Origin of the sequence: Nocardia testacea NBRC 100365 (genome assembly GCF_000308775.1) — a bacterium.
In the GTDB taxonomy this organism is placed as follows: Bacteria; Actinomycetota; Actinomycetes; order Mycobacteriales; family Mycobacteriaceae; genus Nocardia; species Nocardia testacea.
In genome coordinates, this window is record NZ_BAGJ01000269.1 from 1 (window position 1) to 24,544 (window position 24,544).

The 24,544-nt window shown below is 69.5% G+C and carries 27 protein-coding genes; 12 read left to right on the forward strand and 15 right to left on the reverse strand.

All coding sequences use genetic code 11. From position 1 onward, the window contains the following. On the reverse strand, positions 1-552 hold a 552-nt coding region (locus tag ON38_RS30170; protein WP_039828497.1), incomplete at its 3' end, for a dihydrodipicolinate synthase family protein. A gap of 105 nt (positions 553-657) precedes the next feature. On the opposite strand from ON38_RS30170, the gene ON38_RS30175 reads away from it, so the two are divergent. The 5 genes from ON38_RS30175 (at position 658) to ON38_RS30195 (ending at position 6,431) form a co-directional block, all read left to right on the forward strand. Continuing rightward, complete coding sequence (locus tag ON38_RS30175) at positions 658-1,590, forward strand: LysR family transcriptional regulator (protein WP_039828498.1); 933 nt, start codon at positions 658-660, stop codon at positions 1,588-1,590. Between the two features lie 125 nt (positions 1,591-1,715). Then, complete coding sequence (locus tag ON38_RS30180; protein WP_039828499.1) at positions 1,716-3,125, forward strand: MFS transporter; 1,410 nt, start codon at positions 1,716-1,718, stop codon at positions 3,123-3,125. Further along, positions 3,122-4,462 carry a glucarate dehydratase gene (gene gudD, locus ON38_RS30185; RefSeq protein ID WP_039828500.1) on the forward strand — a complete coding sequence of 447 codons (1,341 nt, stop codon included), beginning with the start codon at positions 3,122-3,124 and terminating at the stop codon, positions 4,460-4,462. The genes ON38_RS30180 and gudD overlap by 4 nt, the downstream gene beginning before the upstream one ends. 188 nt (positions 4,463-4,650) lie before the next feature. Continuing rightward, entirely contained in the window at positions 4,651-5,124 is a 474-nt protein-coding gene (locus ON38_RS30190; RefSeq protein ID WP_039828501.1) for an RrF2 family transcriptional regulator, read from the forward strand. Positions 5,125-5,222: 98 nt separating this feature from the next. Then, positions 5,223-6,431, forward strand: a complete 1,209-nt coding sequence (locus ON38_RS30195) for an NAD(P)/FAD-dependent oxidoreductase (protein ID WP_083873223.1) — start codon at positions 5,223-5,225, stop codon at positions 6,429-6,431. A 94-nt stretch (positions 6,432-6,525) separates the two neighbouring features. Here ON38_RS30195 and ON38_RS36515 read toward each other — a convergent pair whose 3' ends face one another. The 3 genes from ON38_RS36515 to ON38_RS30210 form a co-directional block, all read right to left on the reverse strand. Then, positions 6,526-6,828, reverse strand: a complete 303-nt coding sequence (locus ON38_RS36515) for a hypothetical protein (RefSeq protein WP_039828502.1) — start codon at positions 6,826-6,828, stop codon at positions 6,526-6,528. 109 nt (positions 6,829-6,937) lie between these two features. Then, a complete protein-coding gene (locus ON38_RS30205; RefSeq protein WP_039828503.1) occupies positions 6,938-8,137 on the reverse strand; it encodes an MFS transporter in 1,200 nt (399 codons plus the stop codon). Next, the gene (locus ON38_RS30210) at positions 8,134-8,790 is read right to left on the reverse strand and encodes a GntR family transcriptional regulator (RefSeq protein ID WP_051165486.1); all 657 of its coding nucleotides are present in this window, start codon (positions 8,788-8,790) and stop codon (positions 8,134-8,136) included. The genes ON38_RS30205 and ON38_RS30210 overlap by 4 nt, the downstream gene beginning before the upstream one ends. Before the next feature lie 40 nt (positions 8,791-8,830). Between ON38_RS30210 and ON38_RS30215 the strand changes: the two genes are divergently transcribed. Beyond that, on the forward strand, positions 8,831-9,730 hold the full coding sequence (locus tag ON38_RS30215) for a thioesterase family protein (protein ID WP_083873224.1): 900 nt from the start codon (positions 8,831-8,833) through the stop codon (positions 9,728-9,730). 111 nt (positions 9,731-9,841) lie between these two features. Here ON38_RS30215 and ON38_RS30220 read toward each other — a convergent pair whose 3' ends face one another. Next, positions 9,842-10,462, reverse strand: coding sequence for a TetR/AcrR family transcriptional regulator (locus tag ON38_RS30220; RefSeq protein WP_051165487.1), 621 nt, complete (start codon positions 10,460-10,462; stop codon positions 9,842-9,844). A gap of 72 nt (positions 10,463-10,534) precedes the next feature. Here ON38_RS30220 and ON38_RS30225 point away from each other — a divergent pair, with 72 nt between their 5' ends. After that, positions 10,535-10,876 (forward strand): GNAT family N-acetyltransferase, encoded by a 342-nt coding sequence (locus ON38_RS30225; protein ID WP_245564410.1) that lies wholly within the window; start codon positions 10,535-10,537, stop codon positions 10,874-10,876. A 227-nt stretch (positions 10,877-11,103) separates the two neighbouring features. On the opposite strand, the gene ON38_RS30230 is transcribed toward ON38_RS30225, so the two are convergent. Both ON38_RS30230 and ON38_RS30235 read right to left on the reverse strand, forming a co-directional pair. Continuing rightward, on the reverse strand, positions 11,104-11,520 hold the full coding sequence (locus ON38_RS30230) for a nitroreductase family deazaflavin-dependent oxidoreductase (protein ID WP_039828504.1): 417 nt from the start codon (positions 11,518-11,520) through the stop codon (positions 11,104-11,106). 48 nt (positions 11,521-11,568) lie between these two features. Continuing rightward, positions 11,569-11,883: a hypothetical protein gene (locus ON38_RS30235; RefSeq protein WP_039828505.1), complete on the reverse strand. Its 315-nt coding sequence runs from the start codon at positions 11,881-11,883 to the stop codon at positions 11,569-11,571. Between the two features lie 130 nt (positions 11,884-12,013). Between ON38_RS30235 and ON38_RS30240 the strand changes: the two genes are divergently transcribed. Continuing rightward, positions 12,014-12,595, forward strand: a complete 582-nt coding sequence (locus ON38_RS30240) for a TetR/AcrR family transcriptional regulator (RefSeq protein WP_039828506.1) — start codon at positions 12,014-12,016, stop codon at positions 12,593-12,595. Positions 12,596-12,693: 98 nt separating this feature from the next. Here the strand turns inward: ON38_RS30240 and ON38_RS30245 are convergent, their stop codons facing one another. The 5 genes from ON38_RS30245 to ON38_RS30265 all read right to left on the reverse strand — a co-directional run bounded on the left by ON38_RS30245 (position 12,694) and on the right by ON38_RS30265 (position 17,959). Beyond that, positions 12,694-13,635 carry a sigma-70 family RNA polymerase sigma factor gene (locus ON38_RS30245; protein ID WP_039828507.1) on the reverse strand — a complete coding sequence of 314 codons (942 nt, stop codon included), beginning with the start codon at positions 13,633-13,635 and terminating at the stop codon, positions 12,694-12,696. A gap of 10 nt (positions 13,636-13,645) precedes the next feature. Then, positions 13,646-14,836, reverse strand: a complete 1,191-nt coding sequence (locus tag ON38_RS30250) for an NAD(P)/FAD-dependent oxidoreductase (RefSeq protein WP_039828508.1) — start codon at positions 14,834-14,836, stop codon at positions 13,646-13,648. Between the two features lie 189 nt (positions 14,837-15,025). Next, positions 15,026-16,072, reverse strand: coding sequence for a 4-hydroxy-2-oxovalerate aldolase (gene dmpG, locus ON38_RS30255; RefSeq protein ID WP_039828509.1), 1,047 nt, complete (start codon positions 16,070-16,072; stop codon positions 15,026-15,028). 79 nt (positions 16,073-16,151) lie between these two features. After that, positions 16,152-17,114 (reverse strand): acetaldehyde dehydrogenase (acetylating), encoded by a 963-nt coding sequence (locus ON38_RS30260; RefSeq protein ID WP_039828510.1) that lies wholly within the window; start codon positions 17,112-17,114, stop codon positions 16,152-16,154. Then, positions 17,111-17,959 (reverse strand): 2-keto-4-pentenoate hydratase, encoded by an 849-nt coding sequence (locus tag ON38_RS30265; RefSeq protein WP_373281263.1) that lies wholly within the window; start codon positions 17,957-17,959, stop codon positions 17,111-17,113. Before ON38_RS30265 ends, ON38_RS30260 begins: the two co-directional genes overlap by 4 nt. Before the next feature lie 111 nt (positions 17,960-18,070). Between ON38_RS30265 and ON38_RS30270 the strand changes: the two genes are divergently transcribed. Then, the gene (locus tag ON38_RS30270; RefSeq protein WP_039828511.1) at positions 18,071-18,841 is read left to right on the forward strand and encodes an IclR family transcriptional regulator; all 771 of its coding nucleotides are present in this window, start codon (positions 18,071-18,073) and stop codon (positions 18,839-18,841) included. A 9-nt stretch (positions 18,842-18,850) separates the two neighbouring features. On the opposite strand, the gene ON38_RS30275 is transcribed toward ON38_RS30270, so the two are convergent. Further along, a complete protein-coding gene (locus tag ON38_RS30275) occupies positions 18,851-19,495 on the reverse strand; it encodes a class I SAM-dependent methyltransferase (RefSeq protein ID WP_218000869.1) in 645 nt (214 codons plus the stop codon). 56 nt (positions 19,496-19,551) lie between these two features. Here ON38_RS30275 and ON38_RS30280 point away from each other — a divergent pair, with 56 nt between their 5' ends. Both ON38_RS30280 and ON38_RS30285 read left to right on the forward strand, forming a co-directional pair. Further along, positions 19,552-20,043, forward strand: a complete 492-nt coding sequence (locus ON38_RS30280) for a helix-turn-helix domain-containing protein (RefSeq protein WP_083873225.1) — start codon at positions 19,552-19,554, stop codon at positions 20,041-20,043. Between the two features lie 34 nt (positions 20,044-20,077). Continuing rightward, positions 20,078-21,361, forward strand: coding sequence for a cytochrome P450 (locus ON38_RS30285; protein ID WP_039828560.1), 1,284 nt, complete (start codon positions 20,078-20,080; stop codon positions 21,359-21,361). A gap of 43 nt (positions 21,362-21,404) precedes the next feature. On the opposite strand, the gene ON38_RS30290 is transcribed toward ON38_RS30285, so the two are convergent. After that, the gene (locus ON38_RS30290) at positions 21,405-22,589 is read right to left on the reverse strand and encodes an MFS transporter (RefSeq protein WP_051165497.1); all 1,185 of its coding nucleotides are present in this window, start codon (positions 22,587-22,589) and stop codon (positions 21,405-21,407) included. Positions 22,590-22,721: 132 nt separating this feature from the next. Here ON38_RS30290 and ON38_RS30295 point away from each other — a divergent pair, with 132 nt between their 5' ends. Continuing rightward, positions 22,722-23,213, forward strand: coding sequence for a MarR family winged helix-turn-helix transcriptional regulator (locus tag ON38_RS30295; protein ID WP_039828512.1), 492 nt, complete (start codon positions 22,722-22,724; stop codon positions 23,211-23,213). A 37-nt stretch (positions 23,214-23,250) separates the two neighbouring features. Here the strand turns inward: ON38_RS30295 and ON38_RS30300 are convergent, their stop codons facing one another. Then, a complete protein-coding gene (locus ON38_RS30300; protein WP_157182003.1) occupies positions 23,251-24,531 on the reverse strand; it encodes a phthiocerol/phthiodiolone dimycocerosyl transferase family protein in 1,281 nt (426 codons plus the stop codon). Between the last annotated feature and the right edge of the window lie 13 nt (positions 24,532-24,544).

Genomic DNA, 24,544 nt, shown 5'->3' on the forward strand with positions numbered 1-24,544 from the left:
AGCGTAGATCCGGGTCATCTGCTCGATATTGCCGATACCGTCCTTGAACCCGATCAGGTTCGGGCAGCGATCGGCGAGTTCGGCGACGGCGGCTTCGGAGTAGGCCGCGTTGGCGCGCGAGTAGATGATGACGCCGAGATCGGTGGCCGCACAGACCTGCCGCACATGATCGACCAGACCCTCCTGGCTCGCCTCCGTGAGGTAGGGCGGCAGCAGCAGGATGCCGCTCGCGCCGACGCGCTCCGCGGCGCGCGCCATCTCGACCGCGGTCGCGGTGCCGTACCCGGCGGGGGCGATCACCGGCAGCCCTTCCGGCGCTTCCCGCACCGCGGCGGTGACCACCTGTTCGACCTCGGCCGGGGTGAGCGAGAAGAACTCGCCGGTGCCGCCCGCGGCGAACAGGCCGGACGCGTCGTACTGACCGAGCCAGCCGATGTTGTCCCGGTAGGCGGCCTCGTCGAACGAACCGTCGGCGCGCAGGTGCGTGACCGGGAAGGACAGAAGGCCGGAGCCCAGCTTCCGGGCGATTTCCTGGGGAGGGGCAGTGGTCATGGCGTGCGACTCCTGTTCGAGGTGACCTGCTGCCCTCACCCTAGGAACCCCTATGATTCACGTCCAACACTGATTACATATCTATCAATACAAGGTCGATATCGGATGTTCACTCTTATCCAGCTCACCCATTTCGTCGCAGTGGCCGAGGAATTGCACTTCGGCCGGGCGGCGGAACGCCTGCGCATGACCCAGCCGCCACTGAGCCGGCAGATCCAGCTCCTCGAGAAGGAGGTCGGCGCGGAGCTGTTCGACCGTTCCAACCGCACCGTGAAGCTCACCCGCGCCGGCCGCGCCTTCCTGCTCGACGCCCGGCGGCTGCTCCAGCAGGCCGAGCGGGCCACCCTCGCGGTACGCCGGGTCTCGGCCGGCACCGGGGGCGTCCTGCGGCTGGGCTTCACCGGGGCGAGCGTGCACTCCGGGCTGCCACGGGTGCTCGCCGCGGCACGAACAGCCCTACCCGATGTCGATGTGGAGTTACGCGAAATGGTGACCATGGACCAGGTGGAGGCCCTGTCGGAGGGAGCCCTCGATCTGGGCATGGTCCGCCCGCCGATCACCCGGCCGGACCTGACCACCCGCACCTTCGTCCGTGAGGGACTGGTCGCGGCCCTGCCCGCGGACCATCCGCTGGCGGCCGATACGGGGCCGGTGCCGGTGACCGCGCTGCACGGCGTGGAGATGGTGATGCACGCGCCGGTCGAGGCCCGGTACTTCCACGACCTGATCACCACGGTGCTGCACGCGGCGGCCGTGATCCCGGTGATCACCCAGTACATGACCCAGATCCACAGCATCCTGGCGCTGGTGAACCTGGGCTGGGGCGTGGCGCTGGTGCCCGAATCGGCCACCGGCATGCGGTTCGACCACGTGGTCTACCGCCCGCTGGAGGGGGTGCGGACCCGGGTGGAACTGGATCTGGTGTGGCGCCACGGCAACGAGAACCCGGCCTTCACCCGCCTGATGACGGAACTGGCGGGGGCGGGCGAGAGCATTCCCGCCACTTCCGATACCTTTCCTGTATCGATTCATCCGTAATTGGTGTTGGACCGGAATCACCCGAGGTCTTTACATTCAGTGCTTGTGAGGCGAGTCACCCGGCCTCAGACGTATTCCCACGGCACTGCGTAGCGCGGTGGTGGTTCGACCGAAAGGAGTGGACGATGTCGTTCACTCGACAGCCGACTGCGGAACTGGAAATGGCCGTGTCGAAGTTCTTTCGACGCGTCGTCCCGCTGTTCATCATCATGTTGATCTGCAACCAGATCAACCGCTCGAATATCGGCTACGCCCGCGAATACCTCGAGGCGGATGTCGGTATCGGCGCTGCCGCCTACGGTTTCGGAGCGGGTGTCTTCTTCATCGCCTACGCCCTGTTCGAGCTACCGAGCAACGTGATGATGGAGAAGTACGGAGCGCGCATCTGGCTCACCCGCATCATGGTCAGCTGGGGGCTGGTATCGGCCGCCATGATGTTCGTGCAGAACGCGACCATGTTCTACGTGCTGCGCTTCCTGCTCGGCGCGGCCGAGGCCGGATTCTTCCCCGCGGTCATCTTCTACCTCGCCAAATGGCTGCCGAACAGCCATCGCGGCCGGGCCACGGCGCTTTTCGTCGCCGGGTCCTCGGTCGCCGCCGCGATCTCCGGCCCACTGTCGGGCCCGCTGCTCTCCCTCGACGACGCCCTCGGCCTGCACGGCTGGCAGTGGATGTTCGGTATCGAGGGCACGGTATCGGTGGTCGTGGGCATCATCGCCTTCTTCTTCCTCGACTCCCATATCAAGCACGCGAAATGGCTGACCGAGGGTGAGAAGAAAGCCCTCGTCGACACCATTTCCGCCGAGGAGATCGACAAGGCCGCCCATTCCGGGGTCGCGCACCGGGCGTCCCGATGGCGGATGCTGCTGGATCCGAAACTGATCCTCTTCTGCTGGATCTATTTCGCCATCCAGTTGTCCATCTACGCGAACACCTTCTGGCTGCCCTCGATCATCCGCCGGATCGACGGCCTGAACGATATAACGGTCGGCCTGCTGTCCTCGCTGCCCTGGATCTGCGCGGTGGGCGCCATGTACGCCTCGGCACGCGTCGGTGACCGCACCGGCAACCGCCGGCCGCTGCTCATCGTCGCGCTGCTCACCGCGGCGGTCGGCACCTACCTGGCCGCCATCGCGTCGCCGTGGCTCGCCCTGGTCTTCCTGTGCATCGCCGCCATGGGCTTCAAGAGCGCCAGCCCGCTGTTCTGGTCCATTCCCCAGTCCGGGCTGCATCCGCTGGTCCTCGCCCCCGCCATCGCCATCATCAATTCGCTCGGCAATCTCGGCGGTTTCGTGGCGCCGTACGGCTTCGGCCTGATCAAATCGGCCACCGATGAGGTCACCTGGGGTCTCTACGCGCTCGCCGCCGCTTCCGTGCTCGCCGCCGCTTCGGTTCTGCTCGTCCGCAGGTCGAACGGAGCGAACAGCGACACCGCGGCCCCGGCCGCCGCGGGAACCCTCCCCGAACCCGGGTCGCTCGACGCGCCCGCCCACCCCGCCACCGCCGCGGTCACCACTCTGGAGAAGCGTTCATGACCACCCGCACCCCCCGCGTCGCCGAGATGCGTGTCGTGCCCCTCGCCGGCCACGACAGCATGCTGCTCAATCTCAGCGGCGCGCACGCCCCCTACTTCACCCGCAATCTCGTGATCCTCACCGATTCCGACGGTCGCACCGGGGTCGGCGAGGTGCCCGGTGGCGAGCGGATCCGCGCCACGCTCACCGAGGCCCGGGATCTGGTGATCGGCCGCGGCGTCGGCGAATACCACGCCGTGCTGACCGATATCCGGCGCACCTTCGCCGCCCGCGATGAGGGCGGGCGGGGAAACCAGACCTTCGATCTGCGGGTCACGGTGCACGCGGTGACCGCGGTCGAATCGGCCCTGCTCGACCTGCTCGGACAGTATCTGGAGGTGCCGGTCGCCGCCCTGCTCGGCGAGGGTGTGCAGCGGGACCGGGTGCCCGCACTCGGTTATCTCTTCTTCATCGGCGACCGCGGCCGCACCGATCTCCCCTACCGGTCGGGTACCGACGAACCGGCGGACGCCGACGAGTGGATGCGACTGCGCCATGAGGAGGCACTCTCCCCGGAGTCGGTGGTGGCCCTGGCAAGGGCCGCGCGGGCGCGCTACGGCTTCCGCGATTTCAAGCTCAAGGGCGGTGTCCTGCGGGGGCCCGAGGAGGCCGCCGCGGTGCGTGCCCTGGCCGAGGAGTTCCCGGATGCCCGGATAACCCTCGACCCCAACGGCGGCTGGCTGCTGCGCGAAGCGGTGCCGCTGTGCCGGGAACTCACCGATGTCCTCGCCTACGCCGAGGACCCGGTCGGCCCGGAGGGGTCGTTCTCCGGCCGGGAGGTGATGGCCGAGTTCAAACGGGCCACCGGCCTGCCGACGGCGACCAATATGATCGCCACCGATTGGCGCGAGCTCGGGCACACCGTCCGGACCGGGGCGGTCGATATCCCGCTGGCCGATCCGCATTTCTGGACCATGGCGGGCTCGGTGCGCGTCGCGCAGCTCTGCGACGCCTGGGGCCTGACCTGGGGTTCGCATTCGAATAATCACTTCGATGTCTCGCTGGCCATGTTCACCCAGGTCGCGGCGGCGGCGCCCGGAGAGATCACAGCCATCGACACGCACTGGATCTGGCAGGACGGCCAGCGCATCACCCATGATCCCTACCGGATCGTCGACGGTGAACTGGCCCTTCCGCAGCGTCCCGGTCTCGGTATCGATCTGGACGAGGAGCGGGTGGCCGCCGCACACGAGCTCTACCAGCGGGAAGGGCTGGGCGAGCGCAACGACGCGGCGACCATGCAGTACCTGATCCCCGGCTGGCAGTTCGACAGCAAGCGTCCCGCGCTCAGCCGCTGAGGTTCTCCGGGCCGGCTCCCCGGGCGGGAGCCGGCCCGTTCTGTTGCGCTCCCCGTAGAAAAAACCGAGGTTCACCATGCGGCCGCTCGCGACCGGTCGGGTCACCGAATCGGTCATATCCGTCCGACTCCGGTCCCCGGCGGCCCAGCCCTTGCGTCCCAGAAACAGGGATAGTTAGTATCCCTTTTATGAAGATGGGCGAGGGCGTCGAGTGGAGCCTGCACTGCTGTGTCACGCTGGCCTGGCTCGACGACCGGTGGCCGGTACCGATCGCCCGGCTGGCTGCCTGGTTCGACCTGCCGGTGGAGTATCTGAAGAAGCGGCTGCAGGCGCTGGTCCGCGCCGGAATCCTCACCTCCACCCCGGGCGTGCGCGGCGGTTTCGGCCTGGCCCGGCCGCCGGAACGGATCACCCTGCTCGATGTGGTCACCGCCGTGGAAGGCGGGGTGGACCCCTTCCGGTGCACCGAGATCCGGCAGCGCGGCGGCAGCGGTCACAGCGGCGGCGCGGAGTTCACCCGGCCATGCGGTATCTCACTGGCCATGCGCCGCGCGGAACTGGCGTGGCGGCGCGAACTCGCCGCCCAGACCATCGCCGACCTCGCCGCCGGCGCCCCGGCCACGTCGGCGGAGCGTACCCGGCGCGAGTTCGCGAACCCCTGATCTCGCGGCGGGCCCGGCCTCACCTCCCGGCGCCGGACCGCCGCAGCCGTTCAATAGAGACGTTTTATATCCCCAATAGATGACGTCAGGAGAATGACATGTCCGGAATCGTGGTGCTGGGCGGCGGTTTCGCCGGGGTGTGGGGCGCCGCGGGCGCGGTCCGGCTCGCCCGCGCGGCAGGACGAGACCTGCCCGTCACCCTCATCGACCCCGGCGACGATCTGGTGATCCGGCCACGCCTATACCAGGCCGAACCCGACCGCATGCGGATCTCGCTGGATCGCATCCTCGGGCCGGTCGGAGTCCGGCGGATCGCGGGTACCGCGACCGCCGTGCATACCGCACACCGGACCGTGACCGTGGTCGGGCGAGACGGCGAGACAGCGGAGATCCCCTGGGAGAGACTGATCCTCGCCACCGGTAGCCGGCTCGTCCGGCCCGGTGTGCCGGGCGCCGAGCTGCTGCACAATGTGGACACCCTCCCGGCCGCCGCCGCACTGGATTCGCATCTGCACCGGCTGCCGGACCTGCCGCCGGGTGCGGGGCGCTACACCGCCGTGATCGTCGGCGCGGGCTTCACCGGGCTCGAGATCGCCACCGAACTGGTGGACCGGCTCGGTGCGCTCGCCACACCCGAGCCGATCCGCGTCGTGCTGGTGGAGCGGGCCGATACGGTCGGGCCCGAACTCGGCCCCGGCCCCCGGCCGCAGATCCGAGCGGCCCTGGCGAGCCTCGGAGTCGAACAATATCTGGGTGTCGGCCTGAGCGCGGTGGAACCCGACGGGGTCGTACTGTCCGACGGCACCCGTATCGCGGCGCGGACGGTGGTGTGGACCGCCGGGGTACAGGCGAGTCCGCTCACCGCCGGGATCCCCGCCGACCGGGACCGGCTGGGCCGGTTGGCGGTGGACGAGCAGCTACGGGTACGCGGAGTTCCCGGCGTGTACGCGGCCGGGGATACCGCGGCCGCGGACGCCGAGCCGGGACACCCGGTACTGCAGTGCTGCCAGCACGCACTGCAACTCGGGAAGTTCGCGGGCCACAACGCCGCCGCCGATCTGTTCGGGCTCCCGGCCGTACCGTTCGCGCCGGCGCCCTACGTCACCTGCCTGGATCTCGGCCCGGCCGGCGCGATTTTCACCAACGGCTGGGACCGCCGCGTGGTCGCGACCGGCGCGAGCGCCAAGGAGCGCAAGCGGAAAGTGAACGAGTGGTGGATCTATCCGCCCACCGACGACCCCGGCGAACTGCTCCGGCAGGCCGACCACCGCTTCTCGGTACGCGATATCCCCACCCCGGGCCTCTGAACCGCGTCACGAGCCGCCCCTTGCCGTACCGCCACACCTCACGTCGCCGCTGCACCACATCAGCCACTGCACCACGTCGCGCGGGTGCGTCGCGTCATGCCGGTGCATCGCGGTTCGACAGGGCATCGCACTTCGCGGGTGCGTCGCACTTCGCGGGTGCGTCGCACTTCGCGGGTGCGTCGCGGTTCGGCAGTGCGTCGCGGTTCGCCGGTGCGTCGTGGTTTGGCAGTGCGTCGCGGTTCGGCAGTGCGTCGCGGTTCGGCAGTGCGTCGCGGTTCGCCGGTGCGTCGTGGTTTGGCAGTGCGTCGCGGTTCGGCAGTGCGTCGCGGTTCGGCAGTGCGTCGCGGTTCGGCAGTGCGTCGCTGTGCGCCGGTGCATGGCGGGTTCGACGGCGCATCCCGGTTCGACGGTGTGGAGGCCGGGGGTGGTTGTTCGAGCCGGGCCACGTGCATCCGAGACCGTGGAGACTCGATCCGGTCCCGCGGACGCCGGCCGGGCGCGGTTGCTCAACCGGCCGGAACCAGCTGTTTCCCGGGAGCCGGCGCCGCGGGCAGATGCGACCGGGAGTGCCGGGCTATCACCGCGGTCCCCGACAGCGCCACCAGTACCAGCCCGCCGAGCAGCACCGGGTAGTCGGCCGCCGGGCCGAGCAGGCTGAGCAGTGATGGCAAAAGGAACCCGAGGTAGGCCAGGGCGTAGTAGGCGCCGGTGAGCGCGGCCAGTTCCTCCGGCGCCGCCAGCCGCTGCACTTCGAGCAGGCCGGAGACCAGCGCGATCCCGTACGCGCATCCCAGGGCGAGCGCGGCGACCAGGGCCACGACGGGTGAACGGACCAGCGCGGCCAGCGCGCCGACCACCAGCCCGGCCGACATGACCGACATGGCCACCGCCACCGCCCGCGCGCTGGTGGTGCGGTCCAGCCGTTTGGCGAGCGGCTGGACCAGTACGCCGACCGTGAGGGTGGCGACGGTGACAGTGGTCGAATACAGCAGGCCCCACCGCCCGACGCGGTCGCCGACGAGCTGCGGCATCACCGCGTAGGCCACGCCGGCGGAACCGAAGATCCACGGCGCCATCGGCACGACCACCCGCCGGAACCGCGGATGTCGCAGACCGGAGAAGCGTCCGGGCGTCCCCGTCCCCGCCGGCACCGTCTCCGGCGCCCGCAGCACCGCGGGCAACACCGCGGCGGCGAGCAGCGCGTGCACGATATACGGCAGCACCATCGGCGCCGGACCCCACTGGGCGAGCACGCCCGCGACGCCCGCGCCGAAACCGAAGCCGAGCGTGAGCCACAGCGCGGCCCGGCGGGCGCCGGTCGCCGGGCCGTGGCCGGCGCGGACAGCGAGTTCGCTGGTCCAGGTGGTGCCCACCGCCATGGCCACGGCCACCCCGAAACCGGTGATCAACCGGCCGATCGCGATCCAGCCGACACCGAACACCCCGGCTGCCAGGAGCGGACTGGCCGCCAGGGAGGCCACGACCCCCGCGACGGCCACCGGGCGCCGCCCGAACCGCGCGGAGAGCGCACCGCTGAGCAGCAGGCCCGGCACCAGACCGAGAACGTAGGCACCGAGCAGCACGTTGACCAGCAGCGGGGAGTAACCCTGGTCGCGGTACATCACCAGCAGCGGCGTGAATTGATTACCGCCCCAGGCGCAGACGAAGATCGCCCCCACCGCCGCATGCCATGAGCCCTGCCTCATCGCCGGTGGGTCCCGTCCAGGTGTGCGCGCAGGGCGGTGGTGAAGGCCGCCGCGTCGCCCGATTCGATGACGGCGACCAGTTCCTCGTGCTGTCGCAGTACGACCGGGATCAGGTCGGGCACCGGGCCGAGCGCGGCCACGTTCATCCGGCGCTGCCGATCGGCCAGCCCGGTGTAGAAGCGGGTCAGCAGGGCGTTACCGCCTGCCTCGACCAGGGTGCGATGGAAGAGTTCGTCCGCCTCGGCGAAGGCCGCGAGATCACCGGTCTCGGCGTGCCCGCGCTGGACCGCGAGTGCGGCGCGCAGGCGGCCGATCGCGGCGGGCACCCGCTCCGGAGTGCGGAGCAGACGGCGGACCGCCGCGGTTTCGACAGCCTCCCTGGCATCCAGCACATCCTCGGCCTCGCCCGGCGGTACCGGGGCGACGATGGCGCCGCGTTTGGGCACCAGGGTCAGCAGTTCCTCGGCCTGCAGCCGCACGAACGCCTCCCGGACCGGAGTGCGGCTCAGTCCCAGCCGGCCGGCGATCTCGGTCTCGCTGAAGAGATGGCCGCCCGGCAGCTCACCGGACAGGACCAGTTCCTTGGTGAGCCGGTAGGCCCGGTCCGCTGCACTCTGCCCGGGCGTTTCGGCCGGGTTCGACGATGTCCGCACGCAACCACTCTAGTGCATAGATACAAGCTTGCATGCAAGCATGCATTCGTCCGCCCGCCGGGCCAAGTCCTCCGGTTCCGGCGGTACGGTCGGGACAGAGATCGAACAGACGGCGCGCCGCCGCCCCGGACGAACGGACAACGATGTGAGCGAGGCCTTCTACCTGCCCGATCCCACGGACCCGCAGTGGTTCGTCTCCACCGAGCTCACGCGCGGTCCGTGGTCGCCCGACGCCCAGCACGCCGGTCCCCCCTCCGCGCTGCTCGGCCATGTGATCGAACGGTGCGAACCCCGCCCGGGTTTCCAGGTGGGCCGCGTCGCCGTGGAGATCCTCGGACCCGTCCCCCTGGTCCCGCTCGCCGCGCAGGCCCGCCTAGTACGCCCGGGACGCAGTGTCGAACTGATCGAGGCGACGCTGTCCACCGACCGCGGTCCGGTGATGCGGGCCGCCGCGTGGCGATTCAAACTCGCCGAGCCCGAACTCGAGATTCCCGAACACCTGCTGCCGACCGGGGCGCGCCCCGGCCCCGACCAGACGCCCGCTCCCGAACCGTTCCCCTCCAGTCAGCCCGCGGGATTCCACACCGGTATCGAATACCGCTACGTCACCGGCTCGTTCCGGGAACCCGGCCCGGCGGTGTGCTGGATCCGGCTGAAGTACCCGATCGTCGCCGGTACCACCCCCAGCCCGCTGGAACGCACCCTGGCCGCGGCGGATTCCGGCAACGGGGTCAGCGCGGTCCTCGACTGGGACCGCTACCTGTTCATCAACACCGATCTGACCGTCACCCTGCATCGTCAGCCGGCCGGCGAATGGGTCTGCCTCGACGCCGTCACCCATCCGCAGCCGCACGGTATCGGCTTGGCCGAGTCCGCCCTGTTCGACGAGAAGGGCCCGCTGGGCCGCAGCACCCAGACCTTGTTCCTCGGCCCACGCTGACCGGGTCGAGCCCGGCGACCAGGGACTGCGCCGCCGGCGAACTCTTCGCGAAAGCCGTCGATCAGGGAGCCCGCGGCGCTCTCGCCCGGCACCTGCTCGGCGGGGGCCTGCTCAGCGGGCCGGGCCCGGCCCGGTTCGGGTATAGCCGCCCGCCCGGTCGCCGAACTCCCGGCGCACGGCAGCGTTCACCCGGTCGGTGTCGCCGGTCGCGAGCAGATCGATGAGCGCGCCACGCAATACCGCCAGCACCCGGGTGCGCTCGGCGCAGCCCTCCGCGCTGTCCCGGACGCGCGCGGGCTGGGCCGCGGCCAGCACCTCCAGCCAGTCCTCGACGGTTTCCCGGGCGAAGTCTGCCCACGGGCCCGCCGGTTCCACCAGCGAGCGAACATAGCCCTCCAGCCACAAAGTGAGCAGGGCGCGGCGCGACGGTTCGGCCAACCAGCCCCACAGTACGGCGGCGACCCGGTGCAGCCGATCCTCCGTCTGCCCGGACGCGGGAGTCCGGACAGTGGACAGCAGGGCGAGTTCCTCGGCCCGGGCCCGGGCGAGCAGCGCGCGCACCAGACCGTCCTTGCTGCCGAACAGGTAGAGCAGGACCCGCGGGCTGGTCCCGATGGCCGCCGCGAGCGGGCGCAGCGACATCTCACCCAAACCGTGGGCCAGCGCATAGCGATAGGCCGCTTCGAGCAGTTCGGCCTGCCGTGCCGAGGGGGTTGCGTCCGAGTCCACCATGCGTGCATTCTGACACCACTGAAACAGTCGTTTCAGTGGTGGGCATCCGGTATCGCATCAGGAGGAACGACCATGACCCGAACAGCCGCCGAACCGGCACGCGACCTCGCGATCCGCGCGCTCGGCCGGCCGGGCGATCTGGGCTGGGCGGTGCAGGCACACGGTGAGCTCTATGCCGCCGAATTCGGCTGGGACATCTCCTTCGAAGCACTCGTGGCCGAGATAGTCGCCGAATACGCGACCGCCCCCGATCCCGCCCGTGCGGCCGGCTGGATCGCGACGCTCGACGGCGAACGGGTGGGGTGCGTGCTCTGTGTGCGCGGCGATACCGACGACACCGCGAAGCTGCGTATCCTGCTGGTCCATCCGAAGGCCCGCGGCCACGGCCTGGGCAACCGGCTGGTCGCCACCTGACTGGACTTCGCGCGCGCCCGCGGCTACCGCCGGATCACCCTGTGGACCAACAGCGTGCTCACCTCGGCCCGCCGGATCTACCTGGCCGCCGGCTTCGAACTCGACGACGAACACCCCCACCACAGTTTCGGCCGGGACCTGATGGGACAGCACTGGTCCCGGCCGCTCTAGCCCCCCCCCGGCTGTTCGCACACCCCGGCCCTCACCCCGCTCCCGGGACTACCCACTCACCCCGGGGCGCGCGGGGTGAGCGCGACGACCGGCACGACGCGGCCCGCGGTGCGCTCGTACTCGGCCAGTGCGGGCAGGATCGCGACCATCTCGAGGTGCAGGCGATCGCGTTCGGGCCCGGCGTCGATCACCTGGGCATCGGCCTCGAAGAGCTCGGCGCCCACCTGCACGGTCACCGTCGGATGCGCGCACAGATTGTGGTACCAGGCCGGGTTCCGGGGCGCCCCGGCATTGGAGGCGACGATCACCAGCCGATCCCCGTCACGCAGATACATCACCGGTTTCGTATGTGGTAGGCCGGATTTCGCGCCGATCGTGGTGAGCAGAAGCAGATCGTAGCCCGCGAAGGGCCCGCCGACGCGTCCCTCGCCGGCACGGAATTCCTCGATGACCTCGTCGTCCCAGGCCGCCATGTGCACGTCCTCCGCGTCCGAACCGCACCCCGCCGTTCAGCGGTGCGCTCATACCGGGGCGGGGATCGGTTTACCCAGCACCCGGTTCAACCAGAATGCCCCGCGCAACCCGTGGAAAACAGCCATGACGAGTGCCCCGATACTCAGTGCCGCGAATCCGGCCCACGGATGCGCCCCGAGATGGGCCGCGTATCCGAGCAGTGCCGCCATGACGAAGCCGAGCACTCCCGCGACCGCGTTCCGCACCGGCGCGTTTCCGGTGACATTCGGGAACTCCTCGCCCATCATCCCTTTCGCGAAATGCGGGAACGCGTTCGCGCCCAGCACGCCTGCCGCGAACCCTGTTACCACTGTCGGCCACATCGAACCCACCTCATTCGGTCAACGCTTGTAGTCCGAAAGTAGCAGTTGGCGCGCATTCGGTCAACACTCGTTGTCCGAATGCAGGCGGTCACGGCCCAGGACACAACCGGGCGGGCCCTAGGCTGGTCGGGTGTCCGAAACCCAGCCGACCCGAGCCGAACAGCGGCGGCGCACCCAGGAACGCATTCTGCGGGCGGCCACCCGCCTGTTCGCCGAATCCGGCTACGAGCGCACCACCATCCGCGCCGTCGCGGCCGCGGCGGAGACCGATCCCAGCCTGGTCATGCGTTATTTCGGGTCGAAAGAGGAACTGTTCGCCAGGGTCGCGGTCCCCGAACCCGACGCCCCGATCAGCGGCACCCCGGAACAAGCGGCCGAACAACTGCTCGCCGCACTGGCGGCGAAGATCGACGGCGAACCCGACAGCGCGACCCTGGCCGCCGTCCGCACCATGCTCACCCATTCGGATACCGCGCAGAGCGTGCGCGCGGCGATGACCGCCCGGCAGCGGCAGGCCGCCGGGCACCTCGAACCCCACGACGCGGACCTGCGCGCGGGCTTGATCGGAGCGCTCACCCTCGGGGTCGTCATCAGCCGGCAACTATTGCGGCTGGACGCGGTCGCCGATGCCCCCGCCGACCGGATCATCGAACTGTTGCGCCCGGCCGTCCACGAGATCGCCCACGGCGGCCCACGACCCGCCCGCCCCTGATCGGATTCGCGGGAGACGCGTTCGCTCCGGACGGCGACGCACGACCCGCTGTGCCACCGAACGCGGCCGGGCCGACGGCCGCGGTGATCACCGGTCGGCTACCAGGATTCGATCAGCGGAACCGCGTGCTGCTGTCGCTGCCATTCCGCGGTGAGGCGACCGAGCCGGGCCGCGGCGGCGATGCCACGGACGCCCGCGACCCGGTCACCGCGTATCTCCAGGATCACCACACCCACGACCCGGTCCGCGAGGGTGGCCACCATGGCCGGGCAGCCGTTCACCACAGCCGCATGGATGGCGGGCGAACCGCCGGCGAGCCGGCGCTTGGCCGGAGACGGCGCGAAACCGGCTCGCAGCGCCGCGGCGATCCGTTGCGGGGTCGGGTATCGGATCGGTTTCCCGGACGACCGCAGCCCGGCGCCGTCGGAGATGCCGGTGGCGTCGTCGGTCAGCAGCGCGACCAACTGTTCGGTCCGCCCCGAGGACGCGGCAGCGACGAACGCCTCGACGATGCGGCGGGCGGAGGCGGGGTCGATATCGGAGATATGGCCGGCGGCGGCGATCCGGCGTCGGGCCCGATGGGCGTGCTGCTGGCTCCCGGACTCGGTGATGCCGAGGAACTCGGCGATCTCGGCGTGGCTGTATGCGAATGCCTCGCGCAGCACGTAGACGGCCCGCTCGACCGGTGCCAGCCGTTCCATGAGCGTCAGTACCGCCAGTGTCACCGATTCGCGCTGTTCGACGGTATCGGCCGGGCCCAGCATCGGGTCGCCGTCGAGGAGAGGTTCGGGCATCCAGGTGCCGACCGCCCGTTCGCGCCGCATCTGCGCCGAACGCAACCGGTCGAGCGCCAGATTGGTGACGATCTTGGTCAGCCAAGCCTCGGGCACTTCGATGTACTCCCGGTCGGCGGCCTGCCACCGCAGGAAGGCATCCTGCACCGTGTCCTCGGCGTCGGCGGCCGAGCCGAGCAGCCGATAGGCGAGCGAGGCCAGCCTGTTCCGGCTGGCCTCGAATCGCGCCACGGTGGCAGTGTCCACGGGCAGGACTCTATCCTGCGACCAGAACGGCCGAGGGCACTCCCGTGGCCGCCGCACGGTACCGGTGACTCCGCTTCCCGAAGGTCGGGTGGCCGATGGCCCAGCCGCTGGTCGCCACGATCGCCGCCTTGACCCACGCCGCCGGCCGGCCGCACAGTGCCCCGGACTTCGCGCCGGCGTCACCGTCGACCAGCTGGAAGATCCCGTCCTTGCGGCCGAGGCCGATGTGGTTGCCGACATAGCTCAGCGCGGTCGTCTCGACCTGGCGCGCGGTCCGATCTCCGATGATCGCGGACGTCGCCTGCATACCGGTGAATCCCGCCGAAGCGCACGACATCGGCAGTGGCCGGCCGTTGTCACCGATGACGAAAGCGCTGTCACCCGCCACGTAGACATCGGGGTGCGAGACCGACCGCATCTGACGGTCGACTCTGATCTGCCCGCCTGCCACCACTTCGAGGCCGCTGGCGGCGGCAATCGGGTGGACGGCGAAACCGGCGGTCCACACGGTCGCGTCGGATGCGAACACGGTGCCGTCGGCGGCGACCGCCGCCGCCTCCTCGACCCGTTCGATGGTGGTGTGCTCGTGGATCGTGATTCCGAACCGGTCGAATGCGCGGAGCAGGTGACGGCGGGCCTTCGGCCCCAGCCACCCGCCCAGCTCACCGCCGGTGACGAGCTCGACCCGCAGCCCCGGCCGGGATTCGGCGATCTCGGTGGCGGCCTCGATCGCGGTCAGGTTGCCGCCGACCACCAGCACCCTCCCGTCCGCGCCCAGTTCGTCCAGGCGAGAGCGCAGGCGCAATGCGGACGGCCGCGTGGCCACGTGGAAAGCGTGTTCGGCGACACCGGCGACGCCATGCTCGGCGGCGGTGCTCCCGAGTGCGTACAGAAGGGTGTCGTAGGCGAGCCGGTCGGTGCCCGCGGCATCGGCGACGGTGACGTCCCGGCGCTCGACGTCGATACCGGTCACCCGCGCGATTCGCAGCCGGATACCGGTGCCCGCGAACACCTCCGCCAGCGGCCGGTGCGGGAGATCCCGCCCGGCGGCGAGCTGATGCAGGCGCAACCGCTCCACGAAATCGGGTTCGGCGTTGACGACGGTGATCTCGAAATCATCGGAATGCAGTTGACGGGCCAGGTATCCGGCGCAGAAGGCTCCGGCGTATCCGGCCCCGAGGACGACGATGCGATGCGGCATGGTTCGCTCCTGTCTGGTTCGCGTGCTTCCTGAACGAGACGGCTTCCGCGTTCCTGACAACATCGAGTGGTGATGTGGATCACTATCCTCGGCCCGGGCGTGCTCCACTACGCGGACAGCCCCGGCCGGCACCGGGGCTGTCCGCTGTCCGGCCGCGGCGGCGCGGTCACCCGAGCCGCCGCGGACCGGTCAGGCAGGCTGTTGTTCGGCCTTCTGCTCGGCCAGCATGGTGAGCGCGATATCGACGATCATGTCCTCCTGACCGCCCACCAACCGCCGCCGGCCCGCCTCCATCAGCAGGGTCCGGACATCGATCCCGTACCGCTCACTGGCGGCCTCGGCATGCCGCAGGAAGCTGGAGTACACCCCGGCGTAGCCGAGTGTGAGGGTTTCCCGGTCCACCCGCACCGGGCGGTCCTGCAACGGCCGGACCAGATCGTCGGCGGCGTCCTGCAGCGCGAACACATCACACCCGTGCTTCCAGCCCAGCACATCGGCGACGGCCACGAACGCTTCGATCGGCGTATTGCCCGCGCCCGCACCGTGACCGGCCAGCGAGGCATCGACCCGGGTGACCCCGTTCTCCACGGCCACCACCGAATTCGCCACCGACAGCGACAGATTCTCGTGGGCGTGGATACCGAGTTCGGTCGCCGGGTCGAGCACATCGCGGTATGCCAGGATGCGGTCGCGCACACCGTTCATGGTGAGGCGGCCGCCGGAATCGGTGACGTAGACGCAGTGCGCGCCGTAGCTCTCCATGAGCTTGGCCTGCGCGGCCAGCTGGGCCGGTTCGGCCATATGGCTCATCATCAGGAAGCCGGAAACGTCCATTCCGATCTCCCGCGCGGTGGCGATGTGCTGGGCGGCGACATCGGCCTCCGTGCAATGGGTGGCCACTCGCACCGAGCGCACGCCCAGGCCCCAGGCCCGCCGCAGATCCTCGGCGGTACCCACACCGGGCAGCAGCAGGCTGGTCAGCCGCGCGTTCTTCAGATTCGCGGCGGCGGCCTCGAGCCAGGTCCAGTCGCTGTGCGAGCCGGGACCGTAGTTCACCGAACCGCCGGCCAGACCGTCCCCGTGCGCGACCTCGATGGCGTCGACACCGGCGGCATCGAGCGCGGCCACGATCCTGCCGACGTTCTCCGGGGTGATCCGGTGCCGGATGGCGTGCATTCCGTCGCGCAGGGTCACATCCTGGACGAAAACGGTCGGCACGGCGTCGGGCTCGCTCATCGGGCACCTACTTTCTCTATTGGGCATGGGCGGGGGCCTGCGTGGTCACGCTGCGCTACCACCTCCGGGCCTGACCCGCTCATGCCGCCTGCTGGATGTTCTGCGCGATGCGCTCGGCGACCTGCAATCCGGCCGAGGTCATGATGTCGAGATTGCCGGCGTAGGCGGGCAGGTAGTGGGCCGCGCCCTCGACCTCGAGGAACACCGACACCCGGTGGGTCGGGAAGGAGTCGTTGTCCTTGGCGAGCAGCGTGTGCACCGGCTGGTCCGAGGGGATCGCGTCGATCTGCACTTCCTGCTTGAGCCGGTAGCCGGGCACGTAGGCCGCCACATCGTCGACCATCTTCGCCACCGAGGCCTTGATCTGCTCGTGCGAATCCGTGTCGGGGGCGGTGACCAGGCAGAAGACCGTATCGCGCATGATCAGCGGCGGTTCGGCCGGATTCAGGATGATCACCGCTTTGCCGCGTTCCGCCCCGCCCACGGTTTCGATGGCGTGCGCGGTGGTCTCGGTGAACTCGTCGATATTGGCGCGGGTGCCGGGCCCGGCGGATTTCGAGGCGATGGAGGCCACGATCTCGGCATAGGGTACCGGCACCACCCGGGAGACCGCGGCCACGATCGGGATGGTGGCCTGGCCACCACAGGTCACCATGTTCACGTTCGGCGCGGCGAGATGTTCCTCGAGGTTCACCGGCGGCACCACGAACGGGCCGATGGCCGCGGGGGTGAGGTCGATCAGGCGTTTACCCAGCGGCGCCAGCCGCTCGTGGTTCTGCTTGTGCGCCTTGGCCGAGGTGGCGTCGAAGACGATGTCGATCTCGTCGAAATTCGGCAGCGCGATCAGGCCCTCCACGCCCTCGTGGGTGGTGGGCACCTTCAACCGGGCGGCCCGGGCGAGTCCGTCGGATTCCGGGTCGATACCGACCATGGCGCCCATCTCCAGGAATCGGGAATGGCGCAGCACTTTGATCATCAGGTCGGTGCCGATATTGCCCGAACCGATGATCGCGACCTTGGTACGCGTGTTGTTGTCACTCACTGGGAGACCTCCGAAGCGGTGGTGAACGAAGCCGTGACCGTCCCGAGGCCGGAGATGGCGGCGGTGACGGTGGCGCCGGGGTGCAGCGGCCGCATCGGGCCGAGCGCGCCGGAGAGGATCACCTGCCCGGCCCGCAGCGGCTCACCGAAGGTGCGGGCCTGCCGGGCGAGCCAGGACAGGGCGTTGAGCGGGTCGCCGAGGCAGGCGGCGCCATTACCGGTCGACACTTCCTCCCCGTCGATACGCATGCTCATGGTGACGTCGACGGGCTCGAAGTCGTCTAGGGTCCGGCGCTCGGTGCCGAGCACGTAGAGACCACTCGACGCATTGTCGGCCACGGTGTCGGCGAAGGAGATGTTCCAGTCGGTGATCCGGCTGTCCACGATCTCCAGCGCGGCCACCGCTTCGGCCACCGCCGCGCGGCACTGGTCGATATCGAGCGGTCCCTCGGCGAGGTCTTCGCCCAGGATGAACGCGATCTCGGCCTCGGCCCGCGGCTGCAACAGCCGGTCGATCGGGATCACCTCGCCGTCCGAATACGCCATATCGGAGAACAGGACCCCGAAATCGGGCTGGTCCACGCCCAGCTGCTGCTGGACGGCCTGCGAGGTCGCGCCGATCTTGCGGCCGACCACCGTGACCTCCGGGGAGACCCGGGCGGCGTTGAACCGCTCCTGGATCCGGTAGGCGGTGGCGACATCGTCCGGGCTGATCAACCCCTCCCGCAGCGGGGCACAGGTCCGGCGCGTCTGCGCGGCGGTGATCAGGCGTTGCGCGGCACGGGCGACGATCGACTCGTCTACGCCGGGCCCGCTGTCGCTGATGCTGTCGACAGTGGTGGCCACCACGACCTCCGTTCTCCTCTTCGTCGGGGTGTGACCAGTGCACACCCTCGGAGCGGGTCTGAACAGTAATGTGGTCCACTGACTGGACCAGTCTCACCAGAAGGGCCGCCCATGCCGGAACACCGCCTCGACGAGCGCTCTGTGCTGGGCCGGGCGCTGCTCATCCTGGAGGCGTTCGGAGTGGAGGACCAGGCCGTCGGACTGTCCGAACTGGCCCGCCGCACCGAGCTCCCGAAGGCCACCGTGCACCGGATGTGCCGCGACCTGGTGACCGCGCGCCTGCTGAGTTCCTCACCGGAGGGCTATCGGCTCGGGCGCGGACTGTTCGAGCTGGGCATGCGGGCGGCCACCGAGCGCACACTGCTCGAGGTCGCCGTCCCCTTTCTCCAGGACCTCTTCGCCCGCACCCGCGAAACCGTGCACTTCGGTGTCCGCGACGGCGACGAGGTCGTCTATATCAGCAAGATCGGCGGCCACCGGCAGGCCCGCGCCCCGTCCCGGATCGGCGGCCGGATGCCGCTGTACTGCACCGCGATCGGCAAGGCGCTGCTCGCCCACTCCGGTCCCGAGACGATCGACCGAATCCTGGCCGGCCCGCTGACCAGACGCACCCCGCGCACCGTGGTCGCCCCCGGACTGCTCCGGGCGCAACTGAGCCAGATCGTCGAGACCGGACTGGCCTACGAACACGAGGAGTCGGCACTCGGAATCGTATGCGTCGCCGCCCCCGTGCTCAGCGCCGACGAACAACCGCTGGCGGCGATCTCGGTGACCGGTCCGGTGACCCGCTTCCACCCCGAGGCGCACACTGCGCCGGTACGGGCCGCCGCTACGGGGATAGCGTCCATCCTGGCCCGCCGCGCGGCGAACCCGAACGGGTAGACCGCGCGACTATCGTGGCATGACCGTACCGCTGCCTCCACTCGGTCTGATTCCGAGGACCTGCACGGTCGTACTGGGCCCGTGATGGAACGCCCCCTCGGCGATATCGCGGTCGACCTCCCGGCAGTGCTCCAGCCGCAGCCCGCTCAGGTCGCGGCGGAACTCCTCCAAGGTGGGCATCCCGTCCGCCACCGGCGGCCCCCCGACCCCGGGCCGATCGAGGTGCCGAGGCGTATAGGCCTCGAGTACGAACACACCGCCGGGTCGCAGCGCGCGCACACACGCCGCGTGCACGCCCGGCCGCAACGCCGACGGCAGATGGCCCCAGATGGAGACGATCCCCGCCCAGCGCCGCTCGCCCATATCCAGCTCGGTGATGTCGGCGACCACGGTCTCGATCCGCACCCCGTGACGCGCGGCCAGGTCACGGGCATTCGCCAGCCCCACTTCCGACAGGTCCACGGCCGTCACGGAGTGTCCGCGCCCGGCCAGGTACACCGCATTGCGCCCCTCCCCCTCCGCCAGGCACAAAACCGGCCCCTCGGGTATCCGATCCGCCACTTCCCGCAGATAGTCGTTGGGTTCGGTGCCGTAGGAGGTGAACGGCTGCGCGTACCGCTCGTTCCACATCTCGGCCGCTCCGGGCATAGTCATCGTCACTCCTGTCTCCGTGCTTGACGTTCGAGCCCAGACTGCAAGTTAATGTGAACATGAAGTCAACCCCCGATACCGCGCCGCCGAGTTCCGAACCCACCTGTTCCATCGGCGAACTGGCCGCCCGTTTCGGCCTGGCCGCCCACGTCCTGCGCCACTGGGAGAGCGTCGGCCTGCTCACCCCCGCGACCAGGGTCGGCGGCCGCCGCCGCTACACGCAGTCGCATATCGCGCGGGTCGCGTTGATCCTGCACAGCAAGCAGGTCGGCCTGAGCCTGGCCCGCACGCGCGAGCTCCTCGACGCCTGCGACGGCCCCGGCCGCCGCCGCGTCCTCCGATCACATCTGGCCGAACTCGACGAACAGCTCGCCCGGATCCGCACCTCGAAAGACCTGATCGGCCACGTACTCACCTGCCGCTACGAGGATTTCACCGAATGCCCCCGCTTCCGCTCGGAAATCCTCGCCACCGCGGGGATCGCTGCGACCGGGGCTTCCCGGGATCGGCCGGCCGCGTCAGGACCGGCAGCGCCTCGACATAGCGGGTGACTATTATAAGGGTGGGCCGGGGGTGGAGGTGACGATGTCTACTCGCGCGTGGATCCGCTGGCTGCTCCTGCACGGTGTGGCTCGGGCCTATCTGCTCTGGTCGGCGCGTCGCGGCGATCCCCTCGCCCAGATCGTCTTCGGCCCGGATCGCTCGCTCGGCGCTTCGCCGTTCATCGAGGAGATCCGGCAGCGGGGCCGGCTACCGAAGCTGTCGGGAGTACATGTCACCGCGGACTACGAACTGTGCCGTCTCATCTTGCGAGACAATCGCTTCGGTGTGGCCTCACCCGGCCATCCGGCCATTCCGAAGCCCATCCGGTGGGTGCTGGCGAAGACGGACCGAGAACTTCCCGACCTCACCGAGCCGCCCTCCATGCTGGCGACCGACCCACCGGAACACAGCCGGTATCGACGCCTGGTCGGGCGCGCGTTCGGCCCCGGCGCGATCGGCGCCCTGGAGCAACGGGCCGTGGCGGTAACCGAGGACCTACTCGATCGCCTGGAATCGAAGCCGCGGCCGGACCTGATCGAGGACTTCGCCACCCGGGTGCCCGTCGCGATCATCGCCGAGATCCTCGGACTTCCCGACGATATGCATTCGACCATGCTGAAGTGGGGTTTCAACAGTGCGCCGTTGGTCGACCGCGCCCTGACCTGGACCACCTATCGCCGGGCCACCGACGAGCTGGCAGCTGTCAAGCAGTACTTCGACCAGCGCATCGACCAGCTCGCCGCGGAACCTTCCGACGACCTGCTCACGGTGCTGGCGACCAGTGGTGAGCTCACCCGGCGTGAGCAGATAGCCAATGCGGCCCTACTGCTCGACGCCGGATTCCTGACCACGGTGAACCTGCTCGGCAATGGGATCGTGCTGCTGACGAGTCATCCCGATCAACTGGAACTACTCAGGGCGCAAGCGGATCTGTGGCCGGGCGCGATCGAGGAAATCCTGCGCTACGACTGCCCCGTGCGGATGACCGCCCGGGTCGCCAACTGTGATATCGACATCGCCGATCAGCACGTCGCGCGCGGTTCCCTGGTTCTGCTGTCCCTGGCGGGCGCGAACCACGATCCCCGCGTCTTCCCCGATCCCGAACAGTTCGACGTGACGCGGGCCAACGCCGCGGACCACCTCGCGTTCAGCAGTGGAGTACACGGCTGCCTGGGGTTCCGGCTCGCTCGCATGGAAGGCGTCATTGCGCTGCGCACACTCTTCGAGCGATACCCGGAGCTGCGCTTGGACGGTCCGCCGATCCCACGGCGCCTGGTGAACCTGCACGCCTACCGCTCCATGCCCGCCGTACTCACCGCCGCCTAGATGTACCGACGGTGAACATCGGTGAGCTCAGACATCGGTGAGCTCAGACACCGACGAGCGCATCCTCCCGGACGCCCGTCCGGACTGCGCGGCGTTCCAGCAGATCCGCGGTCACCGCCAGTCCGATCGCGACGACCACGAGCGCCACCCCCACCCAGTTCGGTGCGGTGTATCCGAACCCGGCCGCGATGACCGCGCCGCCGAGCCAGGCGGCGATCGCGTTGCCCAGATTGAAGGCGCCGATATTGACGGCCGAGGCCAGGGTGGGCGCACCGGCGGCATGGTCGAGCACCCGCTTCTGGAGCGGCGGTACGGTCGCGAATCCCAGTGCGCCGATCAGTACCACCGTAATGGCGGCGGCGATCTTGTTGTGGGCGGTGACCGTGAACAGTGCCAGCACCACCGCGAGCCCGCCGAGCGAGAGGTAGAGCATCGGCATCAGATGCCGGTCGGCGAATCTGCCACCGATCAGGTTGCCCGCGAAGAAACCCAGGCCGAACAGCACCAGCAGCCAGGTGACCGAGTTCTCTGCGTAGCCGGTGACCTCGGTCATCATCGGCGCCAGATAGGTGATGGCGGCGAATACGCCGCCGAAGCCGAGCACTGTCATGGCCATCGCGAGCAGGACTTGCGGGTTACCGAAGACGGCGAGTTCGGTACGCAGCCGGGCCTCGCGCGGTGCGGGCGTCTCGGGGATCAGCGCGGCGACGCCGAGCAGGCCGACCAGGCCGACCAGGGCCACGAACAGGAAAGTGAGCCGCCAGCCGAAATGCTGGCCGAGCATAGTACCCAGCGGTACGCCGAGCACGGTGGCGACGGTCAATCCGGTGAACATGATCGCGATGGCCCCGGCCCGGCGTGCCGGAGCGACCAGGGTGCCCGCGACGACCGCGCCGATGCCGAAGAACGCTCCGTGGGCGAGCGAGGCGACGATCCGGCCGGCCACCATGATGGCGAAGGTCGGCGCGACAGCGGACACGATATTGCCCACGACGAGAAGTATCAGCATCGCGAGCAGCATGCGCTTGCGGGCGATCCGGGTGCCGAGGCCGGTCATCAGCGGCGCGCCGGCCACGACGCCCAGGGCGTATCCGGTGACCAGTAGTCCGGCCGTGGGTATCGACACGCCGTAGGTGCCGGCGATATCGGGGAGCAGCCCGACGACGACGAACTCGGTGGTGCCTATCCCGAAAGCCCCGAGGGTGAGGGCGAGTAGGGCGAGCGGCATGACCTGTGCCTCCACTTGACATTGCGCACGAGAATTACAAGCGTCGACAATAATTGCATACGCGTTTAGTTGCAAGCGCGGGCTATCTCGGAGGTCATCTATCCTGGGAACGACCCCGAAAGAAGGAACACGATGACTGCGGACCCAGCGCTGACCGGCCTGGCCGACGGGTGGTACGCCCTCTCCCTGCTGCACGACCGGATCGAGGCGTGCATAGAGCGGGCTCTGCAGGCCGGGCACCAGCTGAGCGTGCGCGAATACTCGTTGCTGGTGGTGCTGAGCCGGCAGCACGACGGCGTGGGCGGACATCTACGGATGAACCAGGTCGCCGACGCGGTCGTACTGAGTCAGAGCGCCACCACCCGCCTCGTCACCCGGTTGGAGGATCGCGGGCTGCTGCAGCGATATCTGTGCCCGGACGATCGCCGGGGTATCTACACCGATGTCACCCCGGCGGGTATAGACCTGCTGGAACACGCCCGGCCCACCCACGACTCCGCGCTGTCGGGCGCCCTGGGGCAAGCGGCCGCCGATCCGGAACTCGCGCCGCTCGTGGCGGCGGTCGAGGCGTTGAACACCTCGTCGGCGCGCAGCGCGGGAAGCCGGGCATATCGCTCGGCCTGAGCCCCCATCAAACATCGAACCGCTGGGCGCGGCGTTCTCATCCGGCGCTTCCGAGCCGGGCCATCACATTGTCGGTGAGCCACCGCACCTCGTCGTCGCTCATCGCCGTCGCCGCATACCCGACGCTCAGGTCGAGACCACCCAGCCACTGGTTGGCGATCACGAACAGCGACGGTCCGAACATATCGAGCGATACGGCCCTGGTGACGTCCTCGAGCGTGAAGGCGCCGTAGTCGGCCCGCAGGCCGGACTCGCCGACCGTGGTCACGGCGAGGCCGTCCACACGCCCGTTGCTCCGGATCGTCGGGCGGACCTCGCGCCGATACACCTCCCATTCGGGGAATTTCATGATCGAGGCGGACGCCGGGTCCCTGGCCAGCGCCGCGATCAGCTTGAACGAGGCGTCACGCGCGGTTGCCCAGAAGTCATCGGTGATGGAGTGCGCGGTACGCAGGATGTCGACGTAGCAACCGTAGGTCTCGGGCGGCAGCGCGAGGCTACCGAGGCGGCGGAGGTCGACCGTGGTCAAGACGGTCATCGCGTCGAGCCGGTAGCGCTCGCGGACGGCAAGCAGGAAGGCCGCCGTCACGGCACCGTGCAGCGTCGTTCTGTTGCTCCTGACGGCCTCCTCGAGTGCTGCCGTCGCGGTGGACCCGAGGTGCCGCGCCAGGACTCGCGTTTCTTTCCGCCGATCGGGTACCGGCCGCACGGGTAAGCGGATGGCCGGGGTGTAGGTGGTCGTTTTGCCACTGCCGGACGGGTGGGGCAGGCCGGTTTCGAGCGGCGGGGGCAGGGCACTGTGGACCGGCGGTTTCGCCGCCGACCCGGCCGGGTCGGCGAGGAATTCCAGTAGCTGGCGCGCGAGCATATGGGCCGACCGGGCATCGAGCGTCGCGTGGTCGGCGCAGATGACGATGTGGCCGAGGTCGGCGTCCGGCGACTGCCGCACCAGCGTTATCCGCAGCCGGGGATGGTTGCCCTTCGGGATCGGCGTGCGGATATCGGAGGCCATAACCTTTCGCCACGCGTCCGGGTCGGGGTCGTCGAGCACCCGCAAGGGGATCTGCGTGGTGCCGTCGGTATCGAACCACGGCCGGCGACGGGCGAACGGCGGCAGGCGCCGCCAGATGATCTCGCCGTAGCGGATATGCGCGCGCAGAATGGGATGCTGGGTCTGTAGCCAGGCCAGCGCCTGCCGCACCAGCGCCGGATCGAGGCGGCCGCGCACATGCAGGACCAGCATGGCGATCAGCCCGCCACGGGCGTGCAAATGGTTGAGCAATTGCTCCTTTTCGCCCAACGGTCGTGTTTCGGCCACGCCGCCCTCCATC